Below are 26,305 nucleotides of genomic sequence, written 5' to 3'. Positions count from 1 at the left end.
GTAGTAATGTTAAAGGAAATAGGAATATTAGTAAGTACAAAATGGGATTTTTTTGGAAAACTTTTTATACAACACATTGAAATTTCAATCATTGCGGTTTTAATTGCAATAGTTTTGGGTGGTATAGTTGGAATTGCCATCAGCGAATATCAAAAAAGTGCGAAGCTTACACTGGGAGCTATCAATTTTTTATATACGATTCCATCTATTTCAATGCTCGGTTTTTTAATACCGTTTTCAGGAATAGGTAATGTAACAGCCATCATTGCTTTAACTATATATGCACTGCTTCCGATGGTAAGAAATACTTATACAGGAATGATAAATGTAGATGCAGGTATTTTAGAAGCGGCTAAAGGAATGGGAAGTACAAAAAAGCAAATACTTCTTAGAGTACAAATACCTCTTGCTATGCCGGTCATAGTATCAGGTATCAGAAGCATGGTCACTATGACTATTGCACTTACAGGTATTGCCTCATTTATAGGAGCAGGTGGACTTGGAGTAGCTATTTGCAGAGGTATTACAACCAATAATGCGGCAATGACTGTAACAGGAAGCTTATTGATTGCTATTTTGGCGTTGACTGTAGATTTTATATTGGGATTCATTGAAAAAAGAATGATGAAGCATGGTAAAGAAGCAAGAAAGCAGAATAAATTAATGGCTGTAACAGCAGTGGTTTTAATTGCTTGTGTAGTTATTGCAGGACTTATACCTAGAAAAAATAAGAATGTAATTCATCTTGCAACCAAACCTATGACAGAACAATATATTCTGGGAGAAATGTTGAAACTTTATATAGAGAAAGATACAAATCTAACTGTTGATATTACTCAAGGAGTGGGTGGAGGAACATCAAATATTGAGCCGGCTATGGAGAGTGGAGAATTTGATCTCTATCCTGAATATACCGGAACAGGATGGAATATGGTATTAAAACATACAGGACAATACAGTGAAGAACAATTTGATGATTTACAAAAAGAGTACCGGGAAGAGCTTGGACTTACATGGGATGTAATGTTTGGTTTTAACAATACTTATGGTATTGCTATAAAAAAATATATTGCAGAAGAAAACAATATAAAAACATACTCGGATTTACAAAAATTAAACGGGCAGTTAATTCTCGGTGCGGAATATGATTTCTTTGAGCGTCAGGACGGATTTGACATGTTATGCAAAACATATGATCTTAAATTTGCTTCAACAAGTGATATGGATATGGGATTAAAATATCAAGCTATCAACAGCGGTAAGATAGATATAATGCCTGTAAATACTACAGATGGACAGCTGGCACAGGCTGATGTGGTATTGCTGGAGGATGATAAAGCAATGTATCCTTCTTATCAGGCAGGAATGGTAGTAAGAGAAGATGTATTAAAAGAATATCCACAGCTTAATGAAGCATTACAAAAGTTTGACAGACTAATAAGTGAATCTGATATACAAAGAATGAATTATGAGGTTGAGACTGAAAAGAAAGAACCTAAAAATGTTGCAAAGGAATTTTTAGTAGAAAAGGGGCTTTTAGAATAGAAAGGGGTAGCTCATGTCAATAGCTATTGAATTTTCACATATAAGAAAAAGTTATGGAGATACGGTAATTATTCCGGATTTGAATTTACAAGTAGAAAAGGGTGAGTTTGTAACTATAGTCGGTTCTTCAGGCTGTGGAAAAACTACAGCACTAAAGATGATAAACGGACTCTATGAACCGACATTTGGAGATATTTTCGTGAATGGAGAAAATATTAAAAATATTGATATGATCAATCTTAGAAGAAGTATAGGATATGCTATTCAGGGAAGTGTATTATTTCCCAATATGACTGTAGAAGAAAATATTTCCTATGTCCCAAGACTTTGGAATAAAAATGACAAAGAAAAGACTAAAAAGGCAGTGGATAAATGGATGGAAGTAATAGGTCTGGACTCATCTATGAAAGACAGATATCCATCTGAACTATCAGGCGGTCAGCAACAGAGAGTAGGAATTGCAAGAGCATTGGCGGCATCTCCGGATATATTGCTTATGGATGAGCCGTTTGGAGCTGTAGATGCTATTACCAGAGAACAGCTACAAAATGAGTTGAAATCTTTGCATAAGAAAACAGGTATTACAATATTATTTGTTACACATGATATTGAGGAAGCATTAAAGCTTGGAACAAAAGTTTTGGTTATGGATAAGGGTGAGATAGAGCAGTATGCAAAACCATGTGATATAGTACGAAATCCGGCTACAGATTTTGTTAAAAAACTTGTAGAAAAACAAAGAAGGGCTTGCAGCTTACCTGATGAGAGACTTATGGAATGCGAGTATTGTTGTGCAAATATAGTTTCATAATGGGAGGTAAGTATGAATCAAAATGAAAGACTTGATTATCTTATAGAGGCTTTTAAAGAAGATTCCGTAGAGTATAAGAACTTAAAAGTACCTGTTGATACAGATGGGAAGAAAAGAATACTGCGTTCTCTTATGAATATCAAAATGCCAAGGGAAATGAATACTGAGGTATTAAAAATACAAGATGAATATCTTAGAGAAGCTATAAATAAAAAAGGTATAGTAAATCTTTCCGATATAGATAAAGTGGAAGATTGTATTTCTATATGGCAGGGAGATATTACAAGGCTGAAGGTGGATGCAATAGTTAATGCTGCAAACTCACAGATGCTCGGTTGCCTTATTCCCATGCATACCTGTATTGATAATTGTATACATACATTTGCCGGTGTGGAGCTTAGAAATGAATGTAACAAAAAAATGAACCGGCTAAGGATTCGTTATGGCAGAGATTATGAACAACCTACAGCAATTCCTATGCTCACAGATGCTTATAATCTTCCTGCAAAAAAGATTGTTCATATAGTCGGCCCTATTGTACAAGGGGGACTTAATAAAAGGAATGAGGAAGATCTTAAAAACTGTTATAAAAACACTTTAGATCTTTGCGTTGAAAACGGATTGAGAAGCGTGGCATTTTGCTGTATATCTACCGGAGTATTTCATTTTCCGAATAAAAGAGCAGCCGAAATTGCAGTAGCAACTGTAAGAGAATGGTTAAAAGAAAATCAAGGTAAAATAGACCTTGTAATATTTAATGTATTTAAGGATGAAGATAAGAAATATTACGAGAGGGAACTATGGATAAAAAAGAATGTTGGTTACAATGGGCAATAGAATTACAGAGTTTGGCACAGATAGGTCTTAGTTATTGTAAAGATATATACGATAAAGAAAGATATCAGAGAATCAGAGATATTTCTGCAGAAATAGTTTCATTTATGACGGATATTCCAAATATGAAAGTTAAAAATCTTTTCTGCAATGAAAGTGGTTATCAGACACCAAAACTTGACACCAGAGCCGCCATTTTTAAAGATGAAAAAATTCTTCTTGTACATGAAAATGATGGCAAATGGTCTTTACCCGGAGGATGGGTGGATGTGAATGTATCAGTAGGCGAAAATGTAGTAAAAGAGGTTAAGGAAGAATCAGGATTTGATGTTATCACAGAAAAAGTAATAGCGATTCAAGACAGATCAAAACATAATCTACCCGTCTATGCCTATGGAATATGTAAAATTTTTGTCCAATGTTCTGTAATTGGTGGTAAATTTGAAAAGAATAATGAAACGACAGAATATGGTTATTTTTCAATATCAGAATTACCTGAACTGGCAACAGAGAAAAATACTGTAGAACAAATCAAAATGTGTTTTGAGGCTTATAAATCAGATAATTGGAAAACATTATTGGATTAATTATTTTTAGAAAATTCACAGAAAGGAGCAGAACTATGGATATGGACTTTTTTAAAATATCTGACGGTTACAGAGAGTCTATCAGAAAAGGAATGGCTGCCATGCAGTATTTTAAGGGCAGAGTTATGTATGCAAATGCAAACAGAGAAGAACAGTTACAAAGATTAAAGGATGAAATTAGAAGTTGTGATGCCATTTTGATTGGAGCCGGTGCAGGCCTCTCCACATCTGCAGGCCTTACATACACAGGTGAAAGATTTGATAAGTATTTCTTTGATTTTGGAAAGGCTTTCGGTATAAAAGATATATATTCAGGATGTTTTTATCCTTTTCCGAAGAAAGAGATATTTTGGGCATGGTGGGCAAGGCATATTTATTTTAACAGATATGTTGATGCTCCAAAACATGTGTATAAGGATTTACTTGACTTGGTTAAGGATAAGGACTATTTTGTAATTACGACAAATGTAGACCATCATTTCCAAAGAGCAGGATTTGATAAGAAAAGACTTTTCTACACTCAGGGTGATTACGGACTTTTTCAAAGTACAAATCCGGATTGTAAATTTACCTTTGATAATAAGGAGTGGGTAGAAAAAGCCTTAAAAGCACAGGGATTTATTCAAGATGAGAGCGGTGCATTTATAGTACCTAATGATCGAGAGATTCTTATGGAAATACCTACTGACCTTATACCGAAGACTCCAAGCGGTGATGATGTGACTACAAATCTTCGAGCTGATGATACTTTCGTAGAGGATAAAGGCTGGCATAATGCTTCAAGTAATTATGCTGATTTTATAAGAAGACATGAAAACCTGCATATACTCTTTTTGGAACTTGGAGTAGGAGCAAATACTCCTGTTATTATAAAATATCCTTTTTGGCAGATGACATATGACAATAAAAAGGCGATATATGCCTGTTTAAATTATGGAGAAGCCTTCTGCCCTGAGAAGATAAATGACAGAAGTATATGTATTGACGGGGATATTGGGGAAATTCTGTCACAGATTAAAGAAAAGTAATAGTTCTAAGGCGTGTATTGGAATTATGTCACGAATAATATACAATATTAGTGACATAATAAAAGGATGTTCTAATTGATTTTAGATTGGTCGGTTTTTAAATATTAAAGTTTACCTAAATGAAGGAGTAGAGAAAAAATGAGTATATTTACACCTGAAGCAAACATAATAATAAAAGAAGCAAAACCTGAAGATGCAGCTAAGCTGATTGAATATACAAAGCTTGTAGGTGCACAAACCGATAATCTAAGCTTCGGTAAAGAAGGGATAGGAGATACACTTGAGGTAGAGAAAGAGTTTATCAAAAGAATTAATTCAGATCCGAGGTCTGTGATGTATTTTGCATGGAAAAATGATGATATAGTCGGATGTGCAAGTATAAGCGGTATGAAGCGCAGGATGAGTCATAGAGCAAACTTTGCTATAAGTGTTGCTAAATCGGAATGGGGAAGCGGAATTGGAAGTGCACTTTTAGAAAAATGTATTTCCTTTGCAAAAGACAATGAAGTAGAAATAATTAACCTTGATACAAGGAGTGATAATTTTCGAGCAATCAGCCTCTACGAAAAGTTCGGATTTGTAAAAATTGGCCGGATGCCTGCTTTTTCAAAAATAAACGGCGAATATATAGATGCAGATTTGATGTATCTCGATTTAAGAGAGAAATAGATACAATAACAATAATAGATAAAAGAGTATAACGCCACACCGGATAAAAAATCTGATGTGGGGACATTTTATATGTTTATCTTGGCAGCATGAGAATTATTTAAATTTCCTCTGCCTTACAGATATCAAGATAGTCATCAACAGCAACATGAAAATCATCTAAAAGTTCTTTAACATTTTCACCCTCATAAGAAATCAATGATCTTATACCTAGAACTTTTCCAAAGAAAATACAGTCTTCTTCAGAAAATTCGACGCTTCCTATATATCCTTTATACATAATAGTATTATTCATATAAGTCCCTCCTAGTCTATATTGTATATTATTAAAGTTGATTGAACAACACAAAATATATGCAATATTATTTTTGATGATTTGAAATGTATAGCTTGCTATTTGATTCAAATAATGAGATAATTGAGTCAAAATAAGAAAAGGAGAAATCTATGAAGACTATAAGTATTAGACTGGAAGATTCAATTTATGAAGAGTTAGGAAATATGCTTGATGAAATGGGTCAGACTAAGCAAACTTTTTATGAGACATTTACAAGAACTGCATTGAGAGAGAGAAGTATTCCTTTTATTATAAAAGCCCCTTTAGCAGATCAAAGCAATAATAATAATAACAGAAAAATAGAAGCATTTGAAAGATTAGAGGCAATAAGAAGAGAAAATAAACAAGAAATTGATTTTAATAGAGAAAGAGAGGAGGCAATGAATGAAAAGTATGGTATTGTTGATTGATACAAATGTTCTCTTAAATTATTTGACAAATAGAGATGCAATATACGGTCAACAATCTTGTGATATTGTTAGATTATGTGCAACAGGAGAATGTATTGGGTATATTGCCTTTCATACATTACCTACAATTTGGTATGTGCTTAGAAAATGGGATGATTGTAAAAGAAGACAGAGCTTAAAAGATTTATGTGAGATTTTTACAGTTGCATCTGCCACACAATCAGAAATTCTTTCTGCAATAGAAAATGATTCTTTTTCAGATTTTGAAGATTGCCTACAAGATAAATGTGCAAAGGATATCGGAGCGGACTATATTATTACTTGTAATATTAGAGACTTTGAAAATTCGGAAGTTCCGGCAGTAACACCGGATGAATTTTACCGAATATTCAAATAGAATAGTCTTTTGTTTTATGTTTGTTATTTTGAATAAAAAAATAAAATACAGCCTTAATTTTAATAAGTATCAAGGCTGTATTTTTGTTAAATATTCCTTTACCTCCCCGTTTTTATATCAGTTCTATTTAGATAAAGCAATCCTATGGCAAAAGAAATGAAAATATAAAGCATACAAGTTATTATTACAACAGGTAGATTTATTTCACCGGTTATATTTGTGCTGCCCATAGAGTATATAAGCATTGAAAAAGGTGTTGCATAGAAAAATCCCTTTATTGTGAGGAGAAGTCCTAAAATATTTCCAAGGAAGGAAAGTCCTACAGGTATTGCAAATGAAGGTATTATCAGTGAAAGCATACACTGAAAACTTGAAATAGCAATTATACAAAGTATACTTGCAAGGATTCTTAAATAGAATTCTTTCGGTATGCTTCCGGTAATCCCGATAAGCTTTCCTGAAACAACATAGATAAATGCAATCCATATCATACAAATAGTTGAAGTGACAGCTACAGTAAGCCACTTGTCCTTTAATACTTTGAAGCGTGAGCTTGATGTAAGCATTATATTCCAGTTGGTTCCAAGATGTTCCATACGAAAATCAAGGCTTGCAAGTATGGCAATTAAAGGTGAGAGGAAAAACATACCTAAAAATAATGATTCCTGTGTCCATTAGAAGATGTTATTCACTTGATGAAAATACATCAGATATTGTTTTAGGTGAAAGCAGAGTTTCTATAGAGGGAGGTATTGTAAAAAAGAATGGAGATGTCATAACCTTGACAGCCAAAGAACTTACATTATTTTCAATTCTTTATAGAAATAGAGGTAGGATAGTAACTACAGATATGCTTTGTGAAGAGCTTTGGCCGGACGGAAGCTTCGGACTTGAAAATTCCTTAATTGTACATATGTGCCATTTGAGAGAAAAGATTGAAAAAGATCCTTCAAAACCGATTTTTCTAAAGACGGTTAGAGGTTTGGGATATAAGATGGAGAAGATATGAGAAAAAGCTTGGAGAGAAGATTACAATTTATACTATGGGTACTTGTTTTTGCCGTAGCCATATTGTTTGTGGATTTCATAATCTGCATGGCGGTGATGTACAAAAGCTCAGATATAAACTATACGGATGCAAGTGAAATAATGGACAGCTTATCATACAATAGCGGTGAGTATGTTTTAAGTGATGAAGAAAGCACACAGTTACAAAAGAACAATGAATTTGCATTTTTACTTGACAATAACGGAAATATTTTATGGTCTGAAAATATGCCTGAATCTTTGAAAAAATCAAAGTATACTTTACAGGATGTGGCCAAGTTTACAAGGTATTATCTGGATGACTATCCTGTACGTACTTATATAGTCAGTGAAGACAGATTGCTTATAGTCGGAAAGCTGAATGCGGATATATGGAAATATACTTTGGAATACGATGCAAATAATGTTTTGACATTCCTGGAAATAACTCCTGTATTATTTATTTTTAACATAATTTTGTTTATATTTGTTTCGATAAGGATGTACAAAGCAAGGCAAAGAAGAATAGAGGAAGAAAGGGTAGAGTGGATTGCCGGAGTTTCTCATGATATCAGAACACCACTTGCCGTTATTTTAGGTAATGCACAAATGATTCCAAAAGAAAGCAGTATGGATGAAATAAAAAGAAAGTCCGAGATTATTGAAAGTCAGGGACTTCGTATCAGAGCATTGGTAGAGAATTTAAATATTACAAGTAAGCTCGACTTCGGTACAAAAAGATTTGAAAAAAGCAAGGTTTGTTTAAGTACACTTATCAGAAAGATTGTAAGTAATATGATAAATTCACTTGATATTGATGCACAGTCCAAGTATGATTTTGAACTGAACATAGATGATGAGTTGCAAAAATATGAAGTTTCATTAAATGAAGAACTGTTTGAAAGAGCCGTAATAAATCTTTTAAATAATACTTTTCGTCACAATCCTGAAGGATGCAGCATCTATATAAATATATATAAAGAAGATAAAAAAATGTTTTGGAGATAGGAGATGGCGGAAGCGGAGTACCGGCTGAAATTTTACAAAGACTGAATCAAAATGCATATGCCAAGACCAAAAACGTTGGAAAACATGGACTTGGACTAAAGATAGTTAAGAAGGTAGCAGCATTTCATAGATGGAAGGTGAGATTTACTAACGGTGAGAATACAGGATTTGTTTGCAGGATGGAGATAAAATAGGAGGAACTTATGAATACAAATGTAAGAGAATATGACGCAAAGTTAGATTCAAAGAAAAGAATTACTTTAAGAGGATGTAAGTTTGAGTACTACCATGTGAAAGAGAAAGAAGACGGAACAATACTGCTTGAACCTCGTGAACTTAGAGAGCCTTTCAGAATTTCCGAGAATACATTACATATGATGGATACAGCAGTTGAAAATATTAAAGACGGAATTACATCGGATGAAATCGACTTATCCGAGTTTTAAGGTGAGATATGTATAAAAAGATTACATTATCTAAGTTCGGCAAAGAAGTAGGTTGAAAAATAAGAGGGCAAGCACCCTCTTATTCTTCTTCCCAGAACAATTCATCCAAAGTCTTATCAAGTGCGCGACAGATAGATAGACATAGGCGAATTGTGGGATTGTAGTCTCCCTTTTCTATAGCATTTATTGTTTGGCGGCTGACACCTACCAGATCTGCAAGCTGCTGTTGGGACAGGTCTTTAGCGGCCCTGGCGGATTTTAATTTAAGGTTTTTCATAGTTACCCCTTATTCCTCATCTTTTTTACATTTGTCTATCACCAGTTTTATTACCAAGTTTAAAGCTAAGATAATAATAGCAACAGCTGCAATAAGATTTATGCCTTCTCTAAACTGTAATACTCCGTCTTTAAACAATGTGTGATCTGATACAGACCTTATTAAGTAGTAGTCATTTAATAAAAATATAATGATATAGGTGATAAATTGCTTTATATAATTATTCTTCTTATAACTGCCGCAGGCGTCATTAAAAATAATATAAGTATTCAGCACAATACCTGATATAAAAAGTATTATAACACTTATAAGATCATTTGAAACAGGTAATGATAGAGTATCTTTTGTGAATACATGTAAAATTGAAAGTATCATTACGGTAAAGTAGGCATAAGTATAACCGCGTCCTCTGACAGCCAACTGTCTTTCATCATATTCTTCTTTCGACTTTTTTGAATTAAAAGCCAAAACTCCAAATACACCTACAAAAAATAAAGCAATCATAATATATTCCATAAAAACTCCTTTCAGACAAAATGTCATATATGTTTTACATCATCAATATAACTATATAATTACATTATGTCAAGTATATTTTACTTTATGTAAGACTATATACTTGATTTAAATATTTATAATTGATATAAATAGGATGTATCAACTATAGAAAGAGGAGTTTTCCTATGAAAAAATTCATGGTTATCGTCGTGGCTGTAATCTGCGGTATTGTTCTTTTTGCTTTTGCCAAATCCGATTTTATACATGATAAATATTACGGTGTATTTATAGGCATCAGCAAAGAAGATGGAATGAAACTTAATAATTACAAAGTACTTGTACTTGAACCTACCGGATTTAATAAAGATGATATAAAGAAGCTACATGAGAAGAATAAAAAAACATATGCATATCTTAATATAGGTTCTTTGGAAAACTATCGCCCATACTATGAGGAGTATAAAGATAAAACACTTGGTACATATGAGAACTGGGAAGATGAGTACTGGATGGATGTCTCTGATAAGGAATGGCAAAATCTTATAGTAAATGAGCTTGGGAAAAATATAGCAGATAAAGGCTTTGACGGATTTTTTATAGATAACTGTGATGTGTACTATCAGTTTCCCGAAGAGAAAATATTTGACGGACTTTGTTCAATACTGAATGGAATTGGGAAGTATAATCTTGATACTATAATAAACGGCGGAGATACATTTGTAAGCAAATGTATTGATAAAAAAATTGCAAAGGAAATGTTTGATGGAGTCAATCAGGAATGTGTATTTACAGATATTGATTTTGAACATAAAACATATACTGAAAAGAGCATGGAAGAAAGAGAGTACTTTATCAGATACTTGGAAAGAGTAAAAGCACAGCACATTCAAGTTTTTCTTTTAGAGTACGGCGCAAATAAAAGTCTGTTAAAAGACATTGAAAGCTTTTGCAGCAAAAACAGATTTCAATTTTATAATGCGAAAAGTATGGAATTAAGATAAGATAATAATACCCAAAGGGGTATAGGCACATTGCATAAAAACCTAGAATCATATATTGACTTTATTTATAATAATGCTAGAATATCTAATTGTTACAAATTTTATTTTTGTATACAAAACGGATTTACTTGAAGGGAGAAAAATGAAAAAAACAGCATTATTTGTCGGAATCGGCATATCATTACTTGCATTGGCAGGATGTAGCAATCAAAAAAGAGTTGTAGGTTCTAAAGGTGATCAGTACACGGTAAATAAGGATGTACAAAAGGTTGACAATGACTCTGAGCAAAAAGAATATGAGCCATATACCATCACTTTAAACCTCGAAAGATCGGGAGCCGGACAAAATATGGAAGAGACGTTTACCTCAGCACCAAAGAGGGTGGTAGCAGACGGTGATCAGATGGTTGATTTTTTCCTGGATTTAGGGCTTGAAGATCATATAGCAGGTTATACAAGAGGTGCCTGCCTTGATACGGTAAATGATTTTCCGGCAAGAGATAAATTAAATAAGATTCTACCTGACGGACAAAACCTTAATAAGGCATCTAAGGAGCAAATCCTAAGTTTAAATGCGGATTTTATGATAGGATGGGATTCTCTTTTCTCAGATGACAATTTCTCTGTAGACTGGTGCCTAAAGAATAATATTATTCCTTACTTCCCATATTCATGTTCAGATAAGGCAACTATGGAAGATGTATATAAGGACTATGATACTCTGGGACATATCTTTGGAGTAAGTGATGTTGCCGAGCAAAGAGTTCAGACCATGAAAGACACTATTGAAGAAGTAAAGAATACGCTTGGTGAGGATGTTTATAAAAATCCTGTTTCAGTGTTTGTATATGACTCGGGTGAGGATGCACCTTTTACAGCTTGTCAAGGAATACCGGGAGATATGATTAAGCTTGCAGGCGGTATTTCAATCTTTAATGATATTGATAAGGGATGGGCAACTCCTTCATGGGAAGAGGTTGTTGCAAGAGATCCGGATGTGATTCTTATACTTGACTATGATCATGATACTGAGGCAAAGAAGAAGTTCCTTGAGACAAATGAGTTTACAAAAAATCTTCGTGCAGTAAAAGAAGGAAGAATATATAGTGCATGCTGCTCGGATATGCAGGGTTCTGCAGGTTCTGCAAATGCCGTAAAGCTTATGGCAAATGAATTCTATCCTGATAAATTCAAATAATTTTTTACATATAAAACTGTCACTGATTGTGGCAGTTTTATTTTAGGAGTTAATATGTCAAAATTTAAAAAACATTTTTTACCTCTTGAATCAAAGAGTACATATTTAGGATTTATCTTAATTATGATTCTAATACTTTGCGTTTCAATTGTAATCTCAATCATTTTAGGAAGTGTGGACATTGAACTGAAGGACATTACGGGATTTTTAGCCAATAAATTCAGCGGTAGGAGAGTAGTGGAAGTCACATGGGATAACAGTATTGAATCCATAATATGGGATATAAGATTCCCCAGAGTATTCGTTGCATTCTTTGTTGGAGCAGGGCTTACACTTTGTGGAATTATAATGCAGGCTTTAACAAAAAATACATTGGCAGATCCCTATGTACTCGGTATTTCACAGGGAGCATCGGCAGGTGCGGTATTTATGATTATGTATGGATCTTTGATTTTTTACGGTCCTTACGGTACAATGCTTGGTGCTTTTATAGGTGCGGTAATTTCTATAATTATTGCACTTAATATAGCAAAAATAAGAAATAAGATAACGGCAACTCAGCTCATACTTGCAGGAATAGCGGTAGCAGCACTTTTCGGAGCTGCAACAAATCTGATGATTTATATGCAAAGGACAGGCTCGGATAAAGTAAAAACTGCACAGTACTGGATGATGGGTTCATTAAGCGGATCCACATGGGAAAGACTTATGTATGTCAGTATTACATTCATACTTTGTTCTATAGTGATATATTCCATAAGAAAGATGCTGGATGCAATGCTTTTGGGTGATGATGTGGCAATGACACTTGGTGTAAACACTTCAAAGTTGAAGCTGATAATGATATTGGTGGCGACATTGCTTACAGGTGTTATTGTTTCGATCAGCGGAGTAATCGGATTTGTAGGACTTACCATTCCACATATTACAAGATCGGTGGTAGGAAGTAAGCATACAAGGCTAATACCCGCCGCAACTTTAGTTGGAGGAACATTCCTTGTATTGGCGGATGTTATATCAAGAGTTGTTATTTCACCTGAAGAACTGCCGATCGGTGTAGTTTCCGCTTTCTTTGGAGCACCGTTCTTTTTATACTTGATTAAAAAATCCAATAACGGAGGAAGAGGATGAAAAAACTTGAAACAAAGGGAATCACTTATTCCATTGACGGAAAGATTATAATAGACGGTATTGATATAAGCGTAAAAGAAGGAGAGTTTGTAGGTATTGTAGGACCTAACGGTTGCGGTAAGTCTACACTGCTTAAAAATATTTATAAGGTGTTTACTCCGGACAGCGGTGCGGCATTTATAGACGGAGAGGATTTGTCCCAACTCTCAAACAGAAAAACGGCTAAAAAGATGTCCGTAATGCAACAGGAAAATATTGTTGATTTTGATATGACGGTTTACGACATGGTAATGCTTGGAAGATTTGCATATCAAAAACTTTTCTCAGGAAGCAGTGAAGAAGACAGAGAAATTGTAAGCGAATATATCAAGGAAGTGGGACTTTCAGGATATGAAAAAAGACATTTTCTTTCATTATCAGGTGGTGAAAAGCAAAGAACATTGCTTGCGAGAGCATTAAGTCAGAAGACACCTGTAATACTTCTTGATGAACCTACAAATCATTTGGATATAGGATATCAGTATCAAATTATGAATATACTTAAAAGACAAAGTCTGACAATACTTTGTTGTGTGCATGATCTTAATATAGCGGCAACATATTGTGACAGACTTGTTTTGATGAAAAACAAGAAAATATTTGATGTAGGAAGTCCGAAAGAGATGTTGACAAGAGAAAATATTAGGGCACTTTTTGATATAGATACGATGATAATAGAAAATGAAAAAACAGGCAGAGTAAATATAATCTTTATGCCGGAGCTGTAAAAGACACAGGATAATAAACAGTGTGAATGAGATTATCATTTGCACTATTTTTTGCTTTATAAAAAGCATTAAAAACAACTATAAATATAAAAAGTAAGAAAAGTTCAAGAAAAAAACTTTCAATGTATCATTTGATAGTTCCAAAAACACAAAAAATAGAGTAGAATAGTAAGGATTTATAAAATCAAATTTAATTGTTATAAGGAGGTGTAGGGTTAATCGTGTAAAATTTCATTTTTTGCAAAGCAAGAATGCAATAAAATGAAGTCTTTGTTTATATGGATAAGGGCTAGATTCATATAAGCATAATGCATTCTTTTTATTAAGAAGATTGTTTTAAATTTAATTGGGCAGTTTGCCTATGCAAGAGGGCAAACAAAGGTAAAATAAAGGATATGAAATCAAGGGCAGATTACTTGGGCTAGGTAAGAAACTCTTATTTAGCGAATAAAAACAAGGGTAACTTACTTGGGCTAGGTAGGAAACTCTTGTTTAAGGTGCAAAAAATACGATTTTAGATTCTTTATATTTCATGGAGGATAACAAGATAATGATTTTATTTTGTATGAAAAGACAAATAGAGGTGATATATGAAAAAGAATAATCACAAGGGTAAAAGACTGTTGGCGGGTCTACTATCCTTTTTAATGGTGGCAACAACGCTGCCTTTTGGGGAGATGGATGTAAAGGCGAGCAGCTTGGTGCCAAATACAAGCCTTACAGATAATGGGGATCGATATCCTTATATGGAGACCACAGGCTCCGGAAATAATAGAGTTAGCTACGGATCTTCTTCTTCTACAGGATTTACGTTTCAGAAGATGGGAGCGGGGCTTACAGGTCAAAATACAAACTATGATCCTGCCGATTTATATACTCAAGGAGGTTTTCTATTCTCTAACAATATAGGGAATACAAATTCTTTTAATATTTCAGCAGTTACAGATGATAGTGAAACATCCAGAAGTATTGGACAAAGAGGATATACAACTACAGTTCGTACTGCATATGGTAAGGATTATTGGGCAACCTACTATGGCTTTGGTGAACCAAGACCAAGTGATACAATAAATTCGCTTACATATTTGACACCATATATTACTTACAGATCCGATGGTAGAACTCCTGATGATGCTTCTTTACAGGGTAATGATTATTTTGCCTATCTTAGTGGTGCAGGAGCTGGTGCTAAATATAAATCAATAGATCCGAATGTTTTTCCTGTGAAACTTTTTCCTGCTACATATAACGGTGGTATTACTCAACTTCAAGTACCGGGGAAAACGGAAAAAATAGAAGTTCGTCAGGAAATAAAACCTGATGACGATGATAAGAACTTGCTTGTAACCTATACAGTGGCTAATACGACAAGTGATCCTGTAAAGTTTATGATAGGTAATGAGTCTGATACATTCCTATATAATCATGATAAGGTACCTGTGTTAGTTACTCAGGGTGGAAAGCATCTTCATATGATAGCAAATTTATCTGATTCAGAAGTTCAAGATTTAGTCAATAATGGAGAATTGAATTCTACAGATAATAAGTATAGGCTTTCCGACTTTGATGTAAAGGTAAAGTCGGGGGATGGAAGAGTGTGGGCAGGCCAATGGCCAATGACACCATGGGATGCCAGAAACTCTTCTGCGTATCATACAGGTTTTACCTTTGTCAAATCTAAAGACTCTTTAGTCCAAGGTTATGACTCTGCAGCAGCTTTCTCAGCCTTCTTTGATTTGGCACCGGGAGAGACAAAGAGTGCAACATTTGAAGTATCTATGAGAGTATCTGTTTACTACGTAGATCCTACTTATGGAGGCCAAAACGGTACTTCTACAGGTTATATCACAAAGCCGTACAATACTGTACAGGCTGCTATAGATGCTATAGGAGCAAGTGGAACCGAGAAGGCATATATCTATGTAATGGATGATACCGAAATACCGGCAACACTTAACTGGAACAGTGCACCGAATCTTAAGAGTCTTACAATACAGACAAGTTTGTATGATAAGATCGGTTCAATGCGTGTGTTTGATGCTCCGGGTTATTATGGAACTCATCCTGACGATATGCATGACGGTACTGTAAAGAAGCTTATTCGTAAAGATAGTTTTGCAGGAGATCTTATAGAAGTACCTGCAGGAAAGACTCTTACACTTACCAATATAGAGATAGACGGTAACAAGGCTGCAACTGATACAGCAGGTACCAATGTTACAGGTGCTTTAGTAAAGGTTGAAGGCCAACTTAATTTAAAAGCAGGAACTACACTGACAAACAACAAAGTTAAAGGAACTGGAGCCAAGGCTTCTGCTATAGATGTTGAAGGCAATGGTGTAGTAGCAGCAAATGCAGGTACAGGTACTGTAAACATTACAGCTAACGAATCTGTTAACAATGTCTCTGCTGTAAGTTTGGCAGATGCAATGGCTATTACCGGTTCAACACCAACGGTGTATCCATTTACACTTGCAGGAAATGTAAATGTAACAGGAAATACTACTACAGATACAACTACAAATACAACAACTAATGCCAATATAGGTCTTGGTGCAAACTATCTGTATATACCAAAGGGTGCAAAGTTTACCGGAAGTGTTGGTGTAAATGAAGCAGACCAGACAAGGCTACCTTCTTTAAATACTGAGGGAAGTACAGTACTGGACTACTCAGGTAGAGGAACTGTGGCACTTCCATATTCTATAAGCAGTATTACTGCAGATAAGCCTGGACAGACGACTGCACCGGGAAATGTATCACAACAGGTAAGAACCGGAACCACTATAAACGGTGGAACAAATCAATTACAAAACGTTGTATACTTAAAGGCTCCTGTATATAGCTTTACACTAAACTATGCAGATGAGAACGGAAACAGTATTCCGTTTGAAAATATGAGCTTCACAGGAAATGATCATATACTTTTAACAAACCCGTATACAACTTCATATGCTGCAGGTGCAAATATAAAATATGATTTACCTACACTTACAGCTACACCTACAGTTGATTATTCAGGATATGTATTTGACAGAGTTGATATTCCGTCTGTAGTAACAACAGTACGTTCAGAAAACGACACATCAGGCAACCCAAACGGAAATATTATAGGTACCATGGGCACCAACCCTGTGAATATTACTGTGTACTTTAAGAAAAATATTGTACGTTACCATTTTGATTCAAAGGGTGGTAATGTTATAGCAAATATGGAAGAGAATACCGGAGCATCGGCTACGACTCTGGGACCAATACCGACACCGACAAAGTACGGTTATGTATTTAACGGATGGTTTACATATACAGATATAAACGGTAATAAAGAATTTGATGCCGGAGATGTTGACGGCGCTGCATTTACAGGAGTAGGAAATCCTGCAACATTCCCTGCACCTACTACAGCAGGTAATGTATATCTTTATGCAAAGTGGACACCTGATCCTACATTGCATAACTTTACAGTAATACATAAGAACTCAAATGTTGCATTACCTATAGATTTCGGTAGCGAACCACCTAGACAATATAGCTTTACACAACCAATAACTGCAGATCCGCTTACTTCTATAGCAGGATATGAATTCAATACAGGAGTACTTAATCCATATGGTGCCGGAACCGTAAATGCTTCATCAGGTCATGTAGATGCAACTATGAATACAACAGGTGTGGATCTTACATACAGATATAAGGTAAAGACTGCTGATACATTTACTTATACTATTCATCACCGTGACAGTGCAGGAAATACATTGGCAGCTGATATAAGCGGTTCATTAAATGCGGAACAGATTTTCTCAAGTCAGCCTGATACTTCAATTACGGGATATAATTATACGTCTTTCAGTATAGTACAGGGTGAACATGAGGATCTCACGTATCCGAACTATAAAACAGGCCTTAACAGTGCAGGTTTTATAACATTAAATGATCAGACAACAGGACAGTTTACTGCACATATGCCGAATCAGAATGTAGAAATTACATATATTTATACAGCTGATTCTTCAAACAACCTTGTTCGTAGATTCTTTGACAGAGAAGTACCGAACAGCGTTCTAGCAAGCAGTGTAGATGCCATAGCACCGGGTTCTACTATCACAAATATGCAAATACCTGCAATAGGAACTACAGTAGGTGACAAGCTATATGGATATATCTGGGATGGAAACTCAACTGCAGATATTAATCCTTCAGGTTCAACATGGGGAAGTGTAAATGCGACTGACGGTGCATTAACCGGAGCTATGCCTATTTCAGCTACAGGACCGATAGGTGTGGACTACAAACTTAGCCGTGATCCGAATAAGTGGAGAGCTATTAACTTCCAAGTGGCGGCTTCTCCAAATAATGAGGGAAGTATCGGTGCACTGTTACCGGGAGTTCCGACAACATTCCTTGGAAGTGACGGAACAGCTTTAGGTGACAGTAAAGCAGATACATTTAATAAGCTTAATGCTCAGGGAAGCATACCGGGAACAGTGGCTAATCGTTATTATAAGTTTGACGGTTGGTATATGGATGCTGCCGCAACAATACCTGTTGTAGGTACCAATCCGTTACCTTCCGATACAGTAACAGCCGGAAGTACACCGCTTACACTTTATGCAAAATTTGTTGAAGATCCTTCTATGTGGATTGATATAAATTTTGCCGCAAATGCAAACGGAAGTGTCGGAACACCTACTACACTTCATAAGCCATATGACTATACATGGGGACAGATTCAAAGTGATTTACCAAGCACTATTCCTGTTGTAAACTACAACTTTGCCAACTGGAGTGACAGTGCAAACAATGCAATGACTGCAATAAGTCCGCTTGTAAATAATGCTACATACTATGCAAACTTTACTAAGGATCCTGTTACATGGGGACTTACTATAGGTTCTATAGTACCGACAGGTCATCTTGGAAATGATGGAAGCGGTGAAATAAGAATAAACGGTACAACACCGGGAAATGTATATGTTATAAGTGACAAGAACGGAAAAATAGTGGCTGTGGTCACAGGTGATGCTATTGGAAGCATTACTAATGTTCCGGATCTTATTCCGGGAGCACACTATGATGTTCAAGAGGGTACACCTGATACTATTGCGGTTGTTGGAAATCCTACTTCAAGTATTACAAGCAGTAATATATCAGCACCTATAGATACATATATTCCTACAGTTGAGAATAACTACAGTGTAGGTTATGATCCTGAAAATGACGGAATGGCTCAGATTGTTATAAATCCTGCCGATCCTGATGCAGATTATGCGCTTATTGACGAAAACGGAAATGTTGTAAATTATCCGGGAAGTGACAACGGATGGATAGGATCATCAGGAAATCCTTCAATAGTTACTTTCAAAAACCTTAATCCTAACGAGACATACACAGTAGTTGCAAGAAGAAAGGGTGATACATCAATACCCGATCCTCTAAGTAAATTACCGGACGGAAATGCTATTACAGCTAACCCCGGAGATATGGCCGATGCACCTAAGTATATTGTAGAAGCTGTAAACGGCGAAGTTGTAATGGTTGGAGCCAACAGCGTTAATGCAGGAAGCTTTAATGAAGCAAAGGCCGGAGATCTTGTAAATCTACATGCGGATATGGTTAATTCTGCAGGATACAACTTTAAGTATTGGCAGGTTCTTGCAGGTAGAGCTGTAGGAGTAACCGGAAAGATACTTGATAATGATTATTCATTTACAATGTCAAACTCAAATATTGTTTTCAAGGCGGTATATGATTTGCCGAAGATTGCAGCTGATGATGCGGATGCCGATGAGGAAATCAGAGGTGGTGCGGTAGGAGAGTTCGGACTTGATCCGAATCAGATACCTGCTCTGGCACATGATCTTACAACACCGCAGGATCAGTCTTTGATCGGTATAAACGGTGCCAAGGTTGACTACAGAGTTATATTCTCAAAGAGAAATGCAAGCAATGCTGAAAGCGCTTTGGTAAAGCCTGTTTCTGTTTCAGGTGTGGATCATCCTGATGCATATACGGCAGCATATGCTCTTGATGTAGAGCTTGAAAGATATGTTGACGGAAGAAAAGTTGGAAGAGCTACAGATTCAAATGCAAGTATTGATGTAACAGCACAGCTTCCGGCTGCAGATACAGATCAGCTTGACTATGAGATTTTTGACGTAACTACAGGTACACCTGTTGCCATGAGTTATGTAGGAGACCTTGATAATAATGCGGGATTGTTTAAATTTACTGCAAATCTGAACCATACTTATGTTTTGGTTTATTCAAAGATATTTAAGGTTGTATTTGTAGACAATAAGCCGGTACTTGACTATCAGCACTTGAATGATACAAGCAGAAACTTCTATCATAAGTTTAAGGTTAGAAGAAAAGAGGCTGTGGAGGATGCGGATTATTCTCTTGACTATTCTCTTGTACAAGCATATGCGGACGGAGAAACGGCAGGTAATCTTGTAACACCTTTTGAAGATATTTACGGTGTGGAATACAACTATAAGAACTGGTCAAAGAAGGAGAATTCTCTCTCTGTATTTGATCCTTCAATGAATATTACAAAGGCTATGACTATCTATGCTTACTATGAAAATAACAAGCCTAAGGTAGATAAAGCCAGAGTGGATATTGGAAATACAATTCAAACAGCAAAGGATTTACTTGGTGATCCTTATCTGAAGGCCGGTGAGGCTGATACTATCAGAGAAAAGATATTGGAAGCTATGGATACATTAGCTTGGGCTAGAGATATCTTGGATAAAGACGGTATCGATCACAGAAGAATGGCAAACTATGCTGAGCTTCAAAGAGCTATTGACGGATTGCTTGATGTTATTAACAGATACAGCAATATATCTAACGGTAGAATTGCTGACAGAAACAGAAGAACCGGCGGTGCAAGCGGCGGTGGTAACTCTTCTGCAGGAAGAGGTTCTATACTTCTGACACCGGGAGAAAAGAATACAATAGGCAATAAGGCTTCTCTTGAGGTAAGTAATGTAACAAGCTTTGTTTTGGGAACAGACGGTAAATGGGAGACAAATCCTGTAACCGGAGGATGGAGCTTTGTTCTTAACGGTGGACTTCCACTGAACTCTTCATGGGCAAAGATTCAGATTCCTGACAGTCATGGTAACCTTGTGAGCAGATGGTATTTCTTTGATTCAAAGTCAACAATGGTAACAGGATGGATGCAAGATCCTTCTACAAAGAACTGGTATTTTATGAATACCGGTAAGGGAGCCCTTGAAGGTCAAATGGTTCTTGGCTGGGTACTCGATACAAATACAAATAAATGGTATTACATGAATGAAGACAATGGTGTAATGACTAGAGGATGGCATAAAGATCCTCAAGACGGAAGATGGTACTATATGGATAATTCAGGTGCAATGCTTACAGGATGGCAAAATATTGGAGGAAAGAACTATTTCTTCAATCCTGTAGTTCCTGCACCTACATATGAGTGGAATTCTGCTGATATGAGATGGGATTATGTAAAGACATCTTCAAGACCATATGGCTCCATGTATGAAAATGAAAAAACACCTGACGGCTACACTGTAAATGCCAATGGTGAGAGACTTCAGTGATATTGGAGAAAAATATGAAAACAATGAAAAGAAAAATTGCGACCCTATTGGTGGGAACAATGTTAGCAACCCAGCCGGCAAGTTTGCCGGTTTGGGCGGCACCAAGTGCTCCGACCGGTTCAGATTTTCAGTTTAATTTTACGGATTTAAACCCTTCCTTAAAGAATATTATTCAAAATATTAATATTCCGGGAGGAACTGCAAATACTTTAATAGATACAGGTAGTGGAGATTTTCATGGAATGGAAGTAAATCACACCAATCACTATGTATATCTGCCTTTTGTACAACCGGACACAGGTAATCCGGATAACGGAACTTTTGATAAAACAAAGACTCTGAACGGCAAATCTTGGGATAATATCGGATTGGAAGGCTATGCGATAGAGCATTGGATGACCGATAAGGAAAACGGATTCGGTTTGTGGAGAATGGACGGCCTGAATTATCCAAGTAATGGAAAAACTTATTATGCCAAACTTAAGGCCGATCCAAGTAAAAACTATAATTTAAAAGTAAGATATACTGCGGATAATAATGTTTATGTTCCGGGACTTCCGGCAGATTCCACTACAACAAAAAATGTTTTAGAAGCAATACCGCAGTCACCTATAGTACCTGACGGGTTTAAGATAACCAATACCGGTGCAGATGATACTGTTAAATTCTTTGATCCAAATACCTCACCTTTATTTGCTACAGAATTTACAGGTTTTAGTGCTACTGATGCAGGTTTTACTATGGATAATAATAAAAACTTAAGTGGAACCATGGTGAATAAGGATACTGAAATCACGTTTAATTACAATGTAAACCAAGACGTAAAAAAGGCTTTGGAAGTAGTTGACGAGATATATCAGGATGCTGCTTTAAGTGTTTTATCAAAAAGAAGCAGAAGAGTAGGTGGTTTATATTATGAGGCTGCACTTACAGATATCGGTGCCAAGAATATAAGACCGAATGAAGATATCAGTAAAATAGATGCAGCTAATATTACACCGGCTGACAGATATATATTTGACGGTGTGGTAATAGATCATATTACAAGTGATAAAAATATTAAAGACGGTAATCCTGCCGCCAATGCCACACTGCTTACAGGTGATGCGGGTTCAGGGGCACATGCATATGACGGACTGAAAGTCAATACTGTATCTTCATCTACAGATTTCGGAAAGATTACCGGTCAGATGCCTAATCAGGATGTAAAGATAACTTATAAGTATCATATCAATTCTGCATATCAGACTACACTTACTGTGAGGTATATGGATGACAGGGGAAATGATATTACAAGTTTAATAGTATCAGAGTATGAAAGAACAAATTCAGCTTTACCTACCACACCGGGAACAGCTAACGGTAGCAAATATAAAGAGGTGGACAGTAGTAACGGTAAGGCAAAATACCTAAAAATTAAGGCCGGATACAATACCGGAAGTTATGATATTCAGATTCCTGTACCTAAGGTAGCTAATTATAAATATGGTACCGATCATCCTTCGGCACAGTTAAACGGTGGCACTGCAACGTGGGGCAGCTCATATCAGACAGCTATAGCAAATATTGATTCAAGCTGGAGTGATGCAAATCAGAACTTTGATTTAACTACTGCCTCTACAGGTCCTATCGAAAATAAAGAGATAATCGTAACATATGCAGTTGATCCTACAGCTATAGTTCAGCTTATCCCGATAAACGGAGCCGGAGGAAGTATAAAAGTTGCAAATTCTCCTACAGCTGCAGATTATAATGTAAATACAGATGCTGCAATTAATCTGTCAAGGCTTAATCAGTCAAGCACAAGTAATACTTATGATGTGGATATAAAACCAAGTGATATGATTTATTATCCTGTTCCTAATGCAGGATACAGATTCGACCATTGGGAAACATCATCCGAACTTGGTTCACAGCAGGTAAACTTAAATCTCGGTACACCTCAGACTGTTACAGGAATTCCAAGAAGTAAGAATACAATAACCTTGACTGCCAAGTTTACAAAGATACCAAGTAACTTTAATACTTATCATTTTAAAATAGGTGGTCGTATATCTCCGTTGCCATTGGGTCAGGATGCGGAGATTGCAAATGTAGATGCAAGCGGAAACCCTATAAATCTTACATTTGCTGATTTAAGTGTCTATACTGCGGTAAACGCCGATCCGGGTTATACTGTACAGTGGTTTGACGGTAACTTTAATCCTGTTGATGCAACCACACCTATTAACAATTTGAACGGACAGACTTTTACAGCATTTGCACAGCCGACTACAGCACTTGTAGCAAATGCACCTGTAGCTGACGGTCAATTACATCCTACAAACGGAACACCTTCAATACAGATACATCCTTCATCTATTGATTCAAGACTTCGCTATGTAATAGTCGATCCTATTACACGAAATGTTATAAAAATAGTGAACGGAGCAAATCTTGTACCTACAGCCGGTGAGATAACAGACAGTTCTCTCAATCCGGGACAGAGCTACCAAGTATATACGGCTTTACCGACGGCGGTAGTATCTGTAGGAATGCCTGTGCCAAGCAGCGATGTTTCAACACCGACATCTACCACAATACCTACCGCAATAAATCCACAGCCACAAGCTGATCCGAATAATCGCGGTAAAGCACAAATTACAATATCTCCTTTATCTGCAAATACAGACTATGCACTTATAGGACCAAACGGTGTGGTTTATCCGTTTACAACTCCTTCAGGAAATAATATTGTATTTGATAACCTTGATCCTGATGTAAATTATCAGATAGTGGCAAGACCTACAGGAACCACAACAGATCCTGTTACCAGACAGGCTACTACATCACCTACAACTGTAAGCACTGCAAACCTTGTTATTGTTAATCCTAACAATGATATAACACTTATTGCGGATGCCACTCCACAGTATACTTTTGTGAGAATTAACGGCACAAATCCTTCTACAGGAAATCCTTTGCAGGGAGTAGCTGAAGGAACACAAGTAGAAATAAAAGCGGCTCCTATAGATAGTTCAGGTAAGAATTTCCAGAGCTGGAATGTGGTTAGAGGTCTTAGAAACTACAATATTTCAGGAGACAGAATTACATTTATAATGCCTAATGTCCCTGTAACTTTACAGACAGTATTTTCACCTATTGGATCAAGTAACACATGGTCTAAGGACTACGTGGACAATCTTGGTTCAAACCAGGGTGTAGGAGTTATTTATCCTGTAGTAAATGAAGCGGGAGATTTTAGAATTCAAATTATAAAATCAAGCATACCTACAGCCACAAGAAATGCTATTGCATTTGAGACAGATGACAGCTTCAGGTCTGTATTCCTTATGACATTCAATGTGCAAAAGAAGGATCCCGTTACAGGAAATTGGGAAAACTATGTAGATCCTACAGGAGCGAATATTACATTTGATGCAAATATCGAGACAGGCGCTTTACTTGGGAACAGAAGCTATGGATTCTATGAGCTTGGCGGAAGTCTTGCTTCACCTTCAAATGCAGGCGGTAATACAATAAATCCGTTTACAGGAGTTGATTTTACATCACCTTCTTATACAGGAGAGTTCTCTATTACAGTATCAAACGGTTCTACATATGCTTGGGGATATACTCTTCCTGATGATGTAAGAAAAGTTATAGTAAAGGATGCAAGAGATAACAGTCTTGTTTCCACACTTCATATTGCACCTACAAGAGTAATAGAAGATTATGCATCTTTGTACACAGCAAACATTACAAATGACTATGTAGATAACAACGGTATCACATGGCATTATGAGGGTGTAAGTGATGACAGAGATTCATTTGTACCTACAGATACAACTACAAGAGTATTGTCTGATGCTACAGTATATCTCTATTTCTCAAATGACAGAGTAGATAGAGCTCAGGCTGCAAGAGACCTTGACGATCTTATTAAGCAGGCCAATATTGAGCTTCCGAAAGTTGCCAACACAGGAATGTTGCAAATGGCAATTGATGCTGCACAGGCTGTACTTACAAAGACAAACAGAAAGTCATCCACAGCTGAATTAAAAGCTGCATTTGATGCACTTGAGCTTGCATTGAAAAATGCAGGAAGAAAGTCAAATGGTGGCGGCTCTTCAAGCGGCGGTAGCGGTCGTGGAAGCTCAGGTGGCGGTAGTGCCGCTTCAAACACAGGAAGAGGCAGAGCAAACACATTGTCTGCATCAACACCTATTGCAGTTGGAGTAGGTGGTAACTGGGAACTTATCAATCCTGAGGAAGCTGCTAAGAATCTTGATAACTCAAAGTGGATCTTTAAGCTTTCAAACGGTGAGAGAGTAACCGGATGGCAATTACTCAGCTATACCTTTGAAGGTAGAACAAAGGTAGAGTGGTACCACTTTGAACAGGACGGTATCATGGACAGCGGATGGTTCTTAGACAGAGATACAAACAAATGGTACTATCTTTCAATGAATCACGACGGCTTCTTTGGTGAGATGATTAAGGGATGGCATCATGATCCTGACGATACAAGATGGTACTTCCTTGACAGAAACGACGGTCATATGCATGTTTCATGGGATAAGATCGATGGAAACTGGTATTTCTTCAATCCGAATCCACCGGCTCAGACATGGTTCTTTGACAACAGCACAGGTCGTTGGAACTATGGAGACAATAAGGACATAAGACCGCTCGGTTCTATGTATATTAACGAAGAGACTCCTGACGGATTTCATGTAAATGCCGAAGGAGTATGGAGATAAGGTAATC

Annotated in this window: 21 protein-coding genes and 1 pseudogene; 18 read left to right on the top strand and 4 right to left on the bottom strand. The window is 36.3% G+C overall.

From position 1 onward, the window contains the following. The first annotated feature begins 6 nt into the window (after window positions 1-6). The 6 genes from HMPREF1495_RS13060 (at window position 7) to HMPREF1495_RS13035 (ending at window position 5,474) form a co-directional block, all read left to right on the top strand. Window positions 7-1,545, top strand: coding sequence for an ABC transporter permease/substrate-binding protein (locus HMPREF1495_RS13060; protein ID WP_034215640.1), 1,539 nt, complete (start codon window positions 7-9; stop codon window positions 1,543-1,545). Window positions 1,546-1,558: 13 nt separating this feature from the next. Continuing rightward, window positions 1,559-2,356 (top strand): ABC transporter ATP-binding protein, encoded by a 798-nt coding sequence (locus tag HMPREF1495_RS13055; protein ID WP_034215639.1) that lies wholly within the window; start codon window positions 1,559-1,561, stop codon window positions 2,354-2,356. A 12-nt stretch (window positions 2,357-2,368) separates the two neighbouring features. Then, a complete protein-coding gene (locus HMPREF1495_RS13050) occupies window positions 2,369-3,193 on the top strand; it encodes a protein-ADP-ribose hydrolase (protein ID WP_034215638.1) in 825 nt (274 codons plus the stop codon). Further along, on the top strand, window positions 3,157-3,777 hold the full coding sequence (locus tag HMPREF1495_RS13045) for an NUDIX hydrolase N-terminal domain-containing protein (protein WP_034215637.1): 621 nt from the start codon (window positions 3,157-3,159) through the stop codon (window positions 3,775-3,777). The genes HMPREF1495_RS13050 and HMPREF1495_RS13045 overlap by 37 nt, the downstream gene beginning before the upstream one ends. A gap of 35 nt (window positions 3,778-3,812) precedes the next feature. Continuing rightward, a complete protein-coding gene (locus HMPREF1495_RS13040) occupies window positions 3,813-4,805 on the top strand; it encodes an SIR2 family NAD-dependent protein deacylase (protein WP_034215636.1) in 993 nt (330 codons plus the stop codon). Window positions 4,806-4,943: 138 nt separating this feature from the next. Next, window positions 4,944-5,474 carry a GNAT family N-acetyltransferase gene (locus HMPREF1495_RS13035; RefSeq protein WP_034215635.1) on the top strand — a complete coding sequence of 177 codons (531 nt, stop codon included), beginning with the start codon at window positions 4,944-4,946 and terminating at the stop codon, window positions 5,472-5,474. Window positions 5,475-5,574: 100 nt separating this feature from the next. Here HMPREF1495_RS13035 and HMPREF1495_RS13030 read toward each other — a convergent pair whose 3' ends face one another. Further along, complete coding sequence (locus tag HMPREF1495_RS13030) at window positions 5,575-5,769, bottom strand: type II toxin-antitoxin system HicB family antitoxin (protein WP_034215633.1); 195 nt, start codon at window positions 5,767-5,769, stop codon at window positions 5,575-5,577. Window positions 5,770-5,921: 152 nt separating this feature from the next. Here HMPREF1495_RS13030 and HMPREF1495_RS13025 point away from each other — a divergent pair, with 152 nt between their 5' ends. Further along, on the top strand, window positions 5,922-6,221 hold the full coding sequence (locus tag HMPREF1495_RS13025; RefSeq protein ID WP_034215631.1) for a type II toxin-antitoxin system RelB/DinJ family antitoxin: 300 nt from the start codon (window positions 5,922-5,924) through the stop codon (window positions 6,219-6,221). Next, window positions 6,196-6,618, top strand: coding sequence for a type II toxin-antitoxin system VapC family toxin (locus tag HMPREF1495_RS13020; RefSeq protein WP_009662820.1), 423 nt, complete (start codon window positions 6,196-6,198; stop codon window positions 6,616-6,618). The genes HMPREF1495_RS13025 and HMPREF1495_RS13020 overlap by 26 nt, the downstream gene beginning before the upstream one ends. Window positions 6,619-6,716: 98 nt before the next feature. Here HMPREF1495_RS13020 and HMPREF1495_RS13015 read toward each other — a convergent pair whose 3' ends face one another. After that, window positions 6,717-7,265: an ABC transporter permease gene (locus HMPREF1495_RS13015; protein WP_242832922.1), complete on the bottom strand. Its 549-nt coding sequence runs from the start codon at window positions 7,263-7,265 to the stop codon at window positions 6,717-6,719. 23 nt (window positions 7,266-7,288) lie between these two features. Here HMPREF1495_RS13015 and HMPREF1495_RS13010 point away from each other — a divergent pair. The 4 genes and pseudogenes from HMPREF1495_RS13010 to HMPREF1495_RS13000 form a co-directional block, all read left to right on the top strand. After that, window positions 7,289-7,627: pseudogene (locus HMPREF1495_RS13010) on the top strand (winged helix-turn-helix domain-containing protein); the annotation flags it as partial. After that, window positions 7,624-8,652: a sensor histidine kinase gene (locus HMPREF1495_RS13005; protein ID WP_242832921.1), complete on the top strand. Its 1,029-nt coding sequence runs from the start codon at window positions 7,624-7,626 to the stop codon at window positions 8,650-8,652. The pseudogene HMPREF1495_RS13010 and the gene HMPREF1495_RS13005, both read left to right, overlap by 4 nt. Beyond that, on the top strand, window positions 8,643-8,846 hold the full coding sequence (locus HMPREF1495_RS14170; protein WP_242832920.1) for an ATP-binding protein: 204 nt from the start codon (window positions 8,643-8,645) through the stop codon (window positions 8,844-8,846). Before HMPREF1495_RS13005 ends, HMPREF1495_RS14170 begins: the two co-directional genes overlap by 10 nt. 9 nt (window positions 8,847-8,855) lie before the next feature. Next, on the top strand, window positions 8,856-9,098 hold the full coding sequence (locus tag HMPREF1495_RS13000; RefSeq protein WP_034215629.1) for a hypothetical protein: 243 nt from the start codon (window positions 8,856-8,858) through the stop codon (window positions 9,096-9,098). 79 nt (window positions 9,099-9,177) lie between these two features. On the opposite strand, the gene HMPREF1495_RS12995 is transcribed toward HMPREF1495_RS13000, so the two are convergent. Further along, entirely contained in the window at window positions 9,178-9,375 is a 198-nt protein-coding gene (locus tag HMPREF1495_RS12995; RefSeq protein WP_007591857.1) for a helix-turn-helix transcriptional regulator, read from the bottom strand. A 9-nt stretch (window positions 9,376-9,384) separates the two neighbouring features. Continuing rightward, a complete protein-coding gene (locus HMPREF1495_RS12990) occupies window positions 9,385-9,891 on the bottom strand; it encodes a hypothetical protein (RefSeq protein ID WP_034215623.1) in 507 nt (168 codons plus the stop codon). Window positions 9,892-10,058: 167 nt separating this feature from the next. On the opposite strand from HMPREF1495_RS12990, the gene HMPREF1495_RS12985 reads away from it, so the two are divergent. The 6 genes from HMPREF1495_RS12985 (at window position 10,059) to HMPREF1495_RS12960 (ending at window position 26,298) form a co-directional block, all read left to right on the top strand. Next, window positions 10,059-10,874 carry an endo alpha-1,4 polygalactosaminidase gene (locus HMPREF1495_RS12985; RefSeq protein WP_034215621.1) on the top strand — a complete coding sequence of 272 codons (816 nt, stop codon included), beginning with the start codon at window positions 10,059-10,061 and terminating at the stop codon, window positions 10,872-10,874. Window positions 10,875-11,016: 142 nt separating this feature from the next. Then, the gene (locus HMPREF1495_RS12980) at window positions 11,017-12,072 is read left to right on the top strand and encodes an ABC transporter substrate-binding protein (RefSeq protein WP_034215619.1); all 1,056 of its coding nucleotides are present in this window, start codon (window positions 11,017-11,019) and stop codon (window positions 12,070-12,072) included. Between the two features lie 54 nt (window positions 12,073-12,126). Next, window positions 12,127-13,203 carry a FecCD family ABC transporter permease gene (locus tag HMPREF1495_RS12975; RefSeq protein WP_007591865.1) on the top strand — a complete coding sequence of 359 codons (1,077 nt, stop codon included), beginning with the start codon at window positions 12,127-12,129 and terminating at the stop codon, window positions 13,201-13,203. Continuing rightward, window positions 13,200-13,970, top strand: a complete 771-nt coding sequence (locus HMPREF1495_RS12970; protein ID WP_007591867.1) for an ABC transporter ATP-binding protein — start codon at window positions 13,200-13,202, stop codon at window positions 13,968-13,970. The genes HMPREF1495_RS12975 and HMPREF1495_RS12970 overlap by 4 nt, the downstream gene beginning before the upstream one ends. Window positions 13,971-14,560: 590 nt before the next feature. Next, window positions 14,561-21,556, top strand: a complete 6,996-nt coding sequence (locus tag HMPREF1495_RS12965) for an InlB B-repeat-containing protein (RefSeq protein WP_034215617.1) — start codon at window positions 14,561-14,563, stop codon at window positions 21,554-21,556. 14 nt (window positions 21,557-21,570) lie between these two features. After that, entirely contained in the window at window positions 21,571-26,298 is a 4,728-nt protein-coding gene (locus HMPREF1495_RS12960; RefSeq protein ID WP_034215614.1) for an N-acetylmuramoyl-L-alanine amidase family protein, read from the top strand. Window positions 26,299-26,305: the final 7 nt, after the last annotated feature.

The sequence above is a fragment of the Lachnoanaerobaculum sp. MSX33 genome (assembly GCF_000512995.1).
Lineage (GTDB): Bacteria > Bacillota > Clostridia > Lachnospirales > Lachnospiraceae > Lachnoanaerobaculum.
This window is presented reverse-complemented; position numbering and strand designations above follow the sequence as displayed.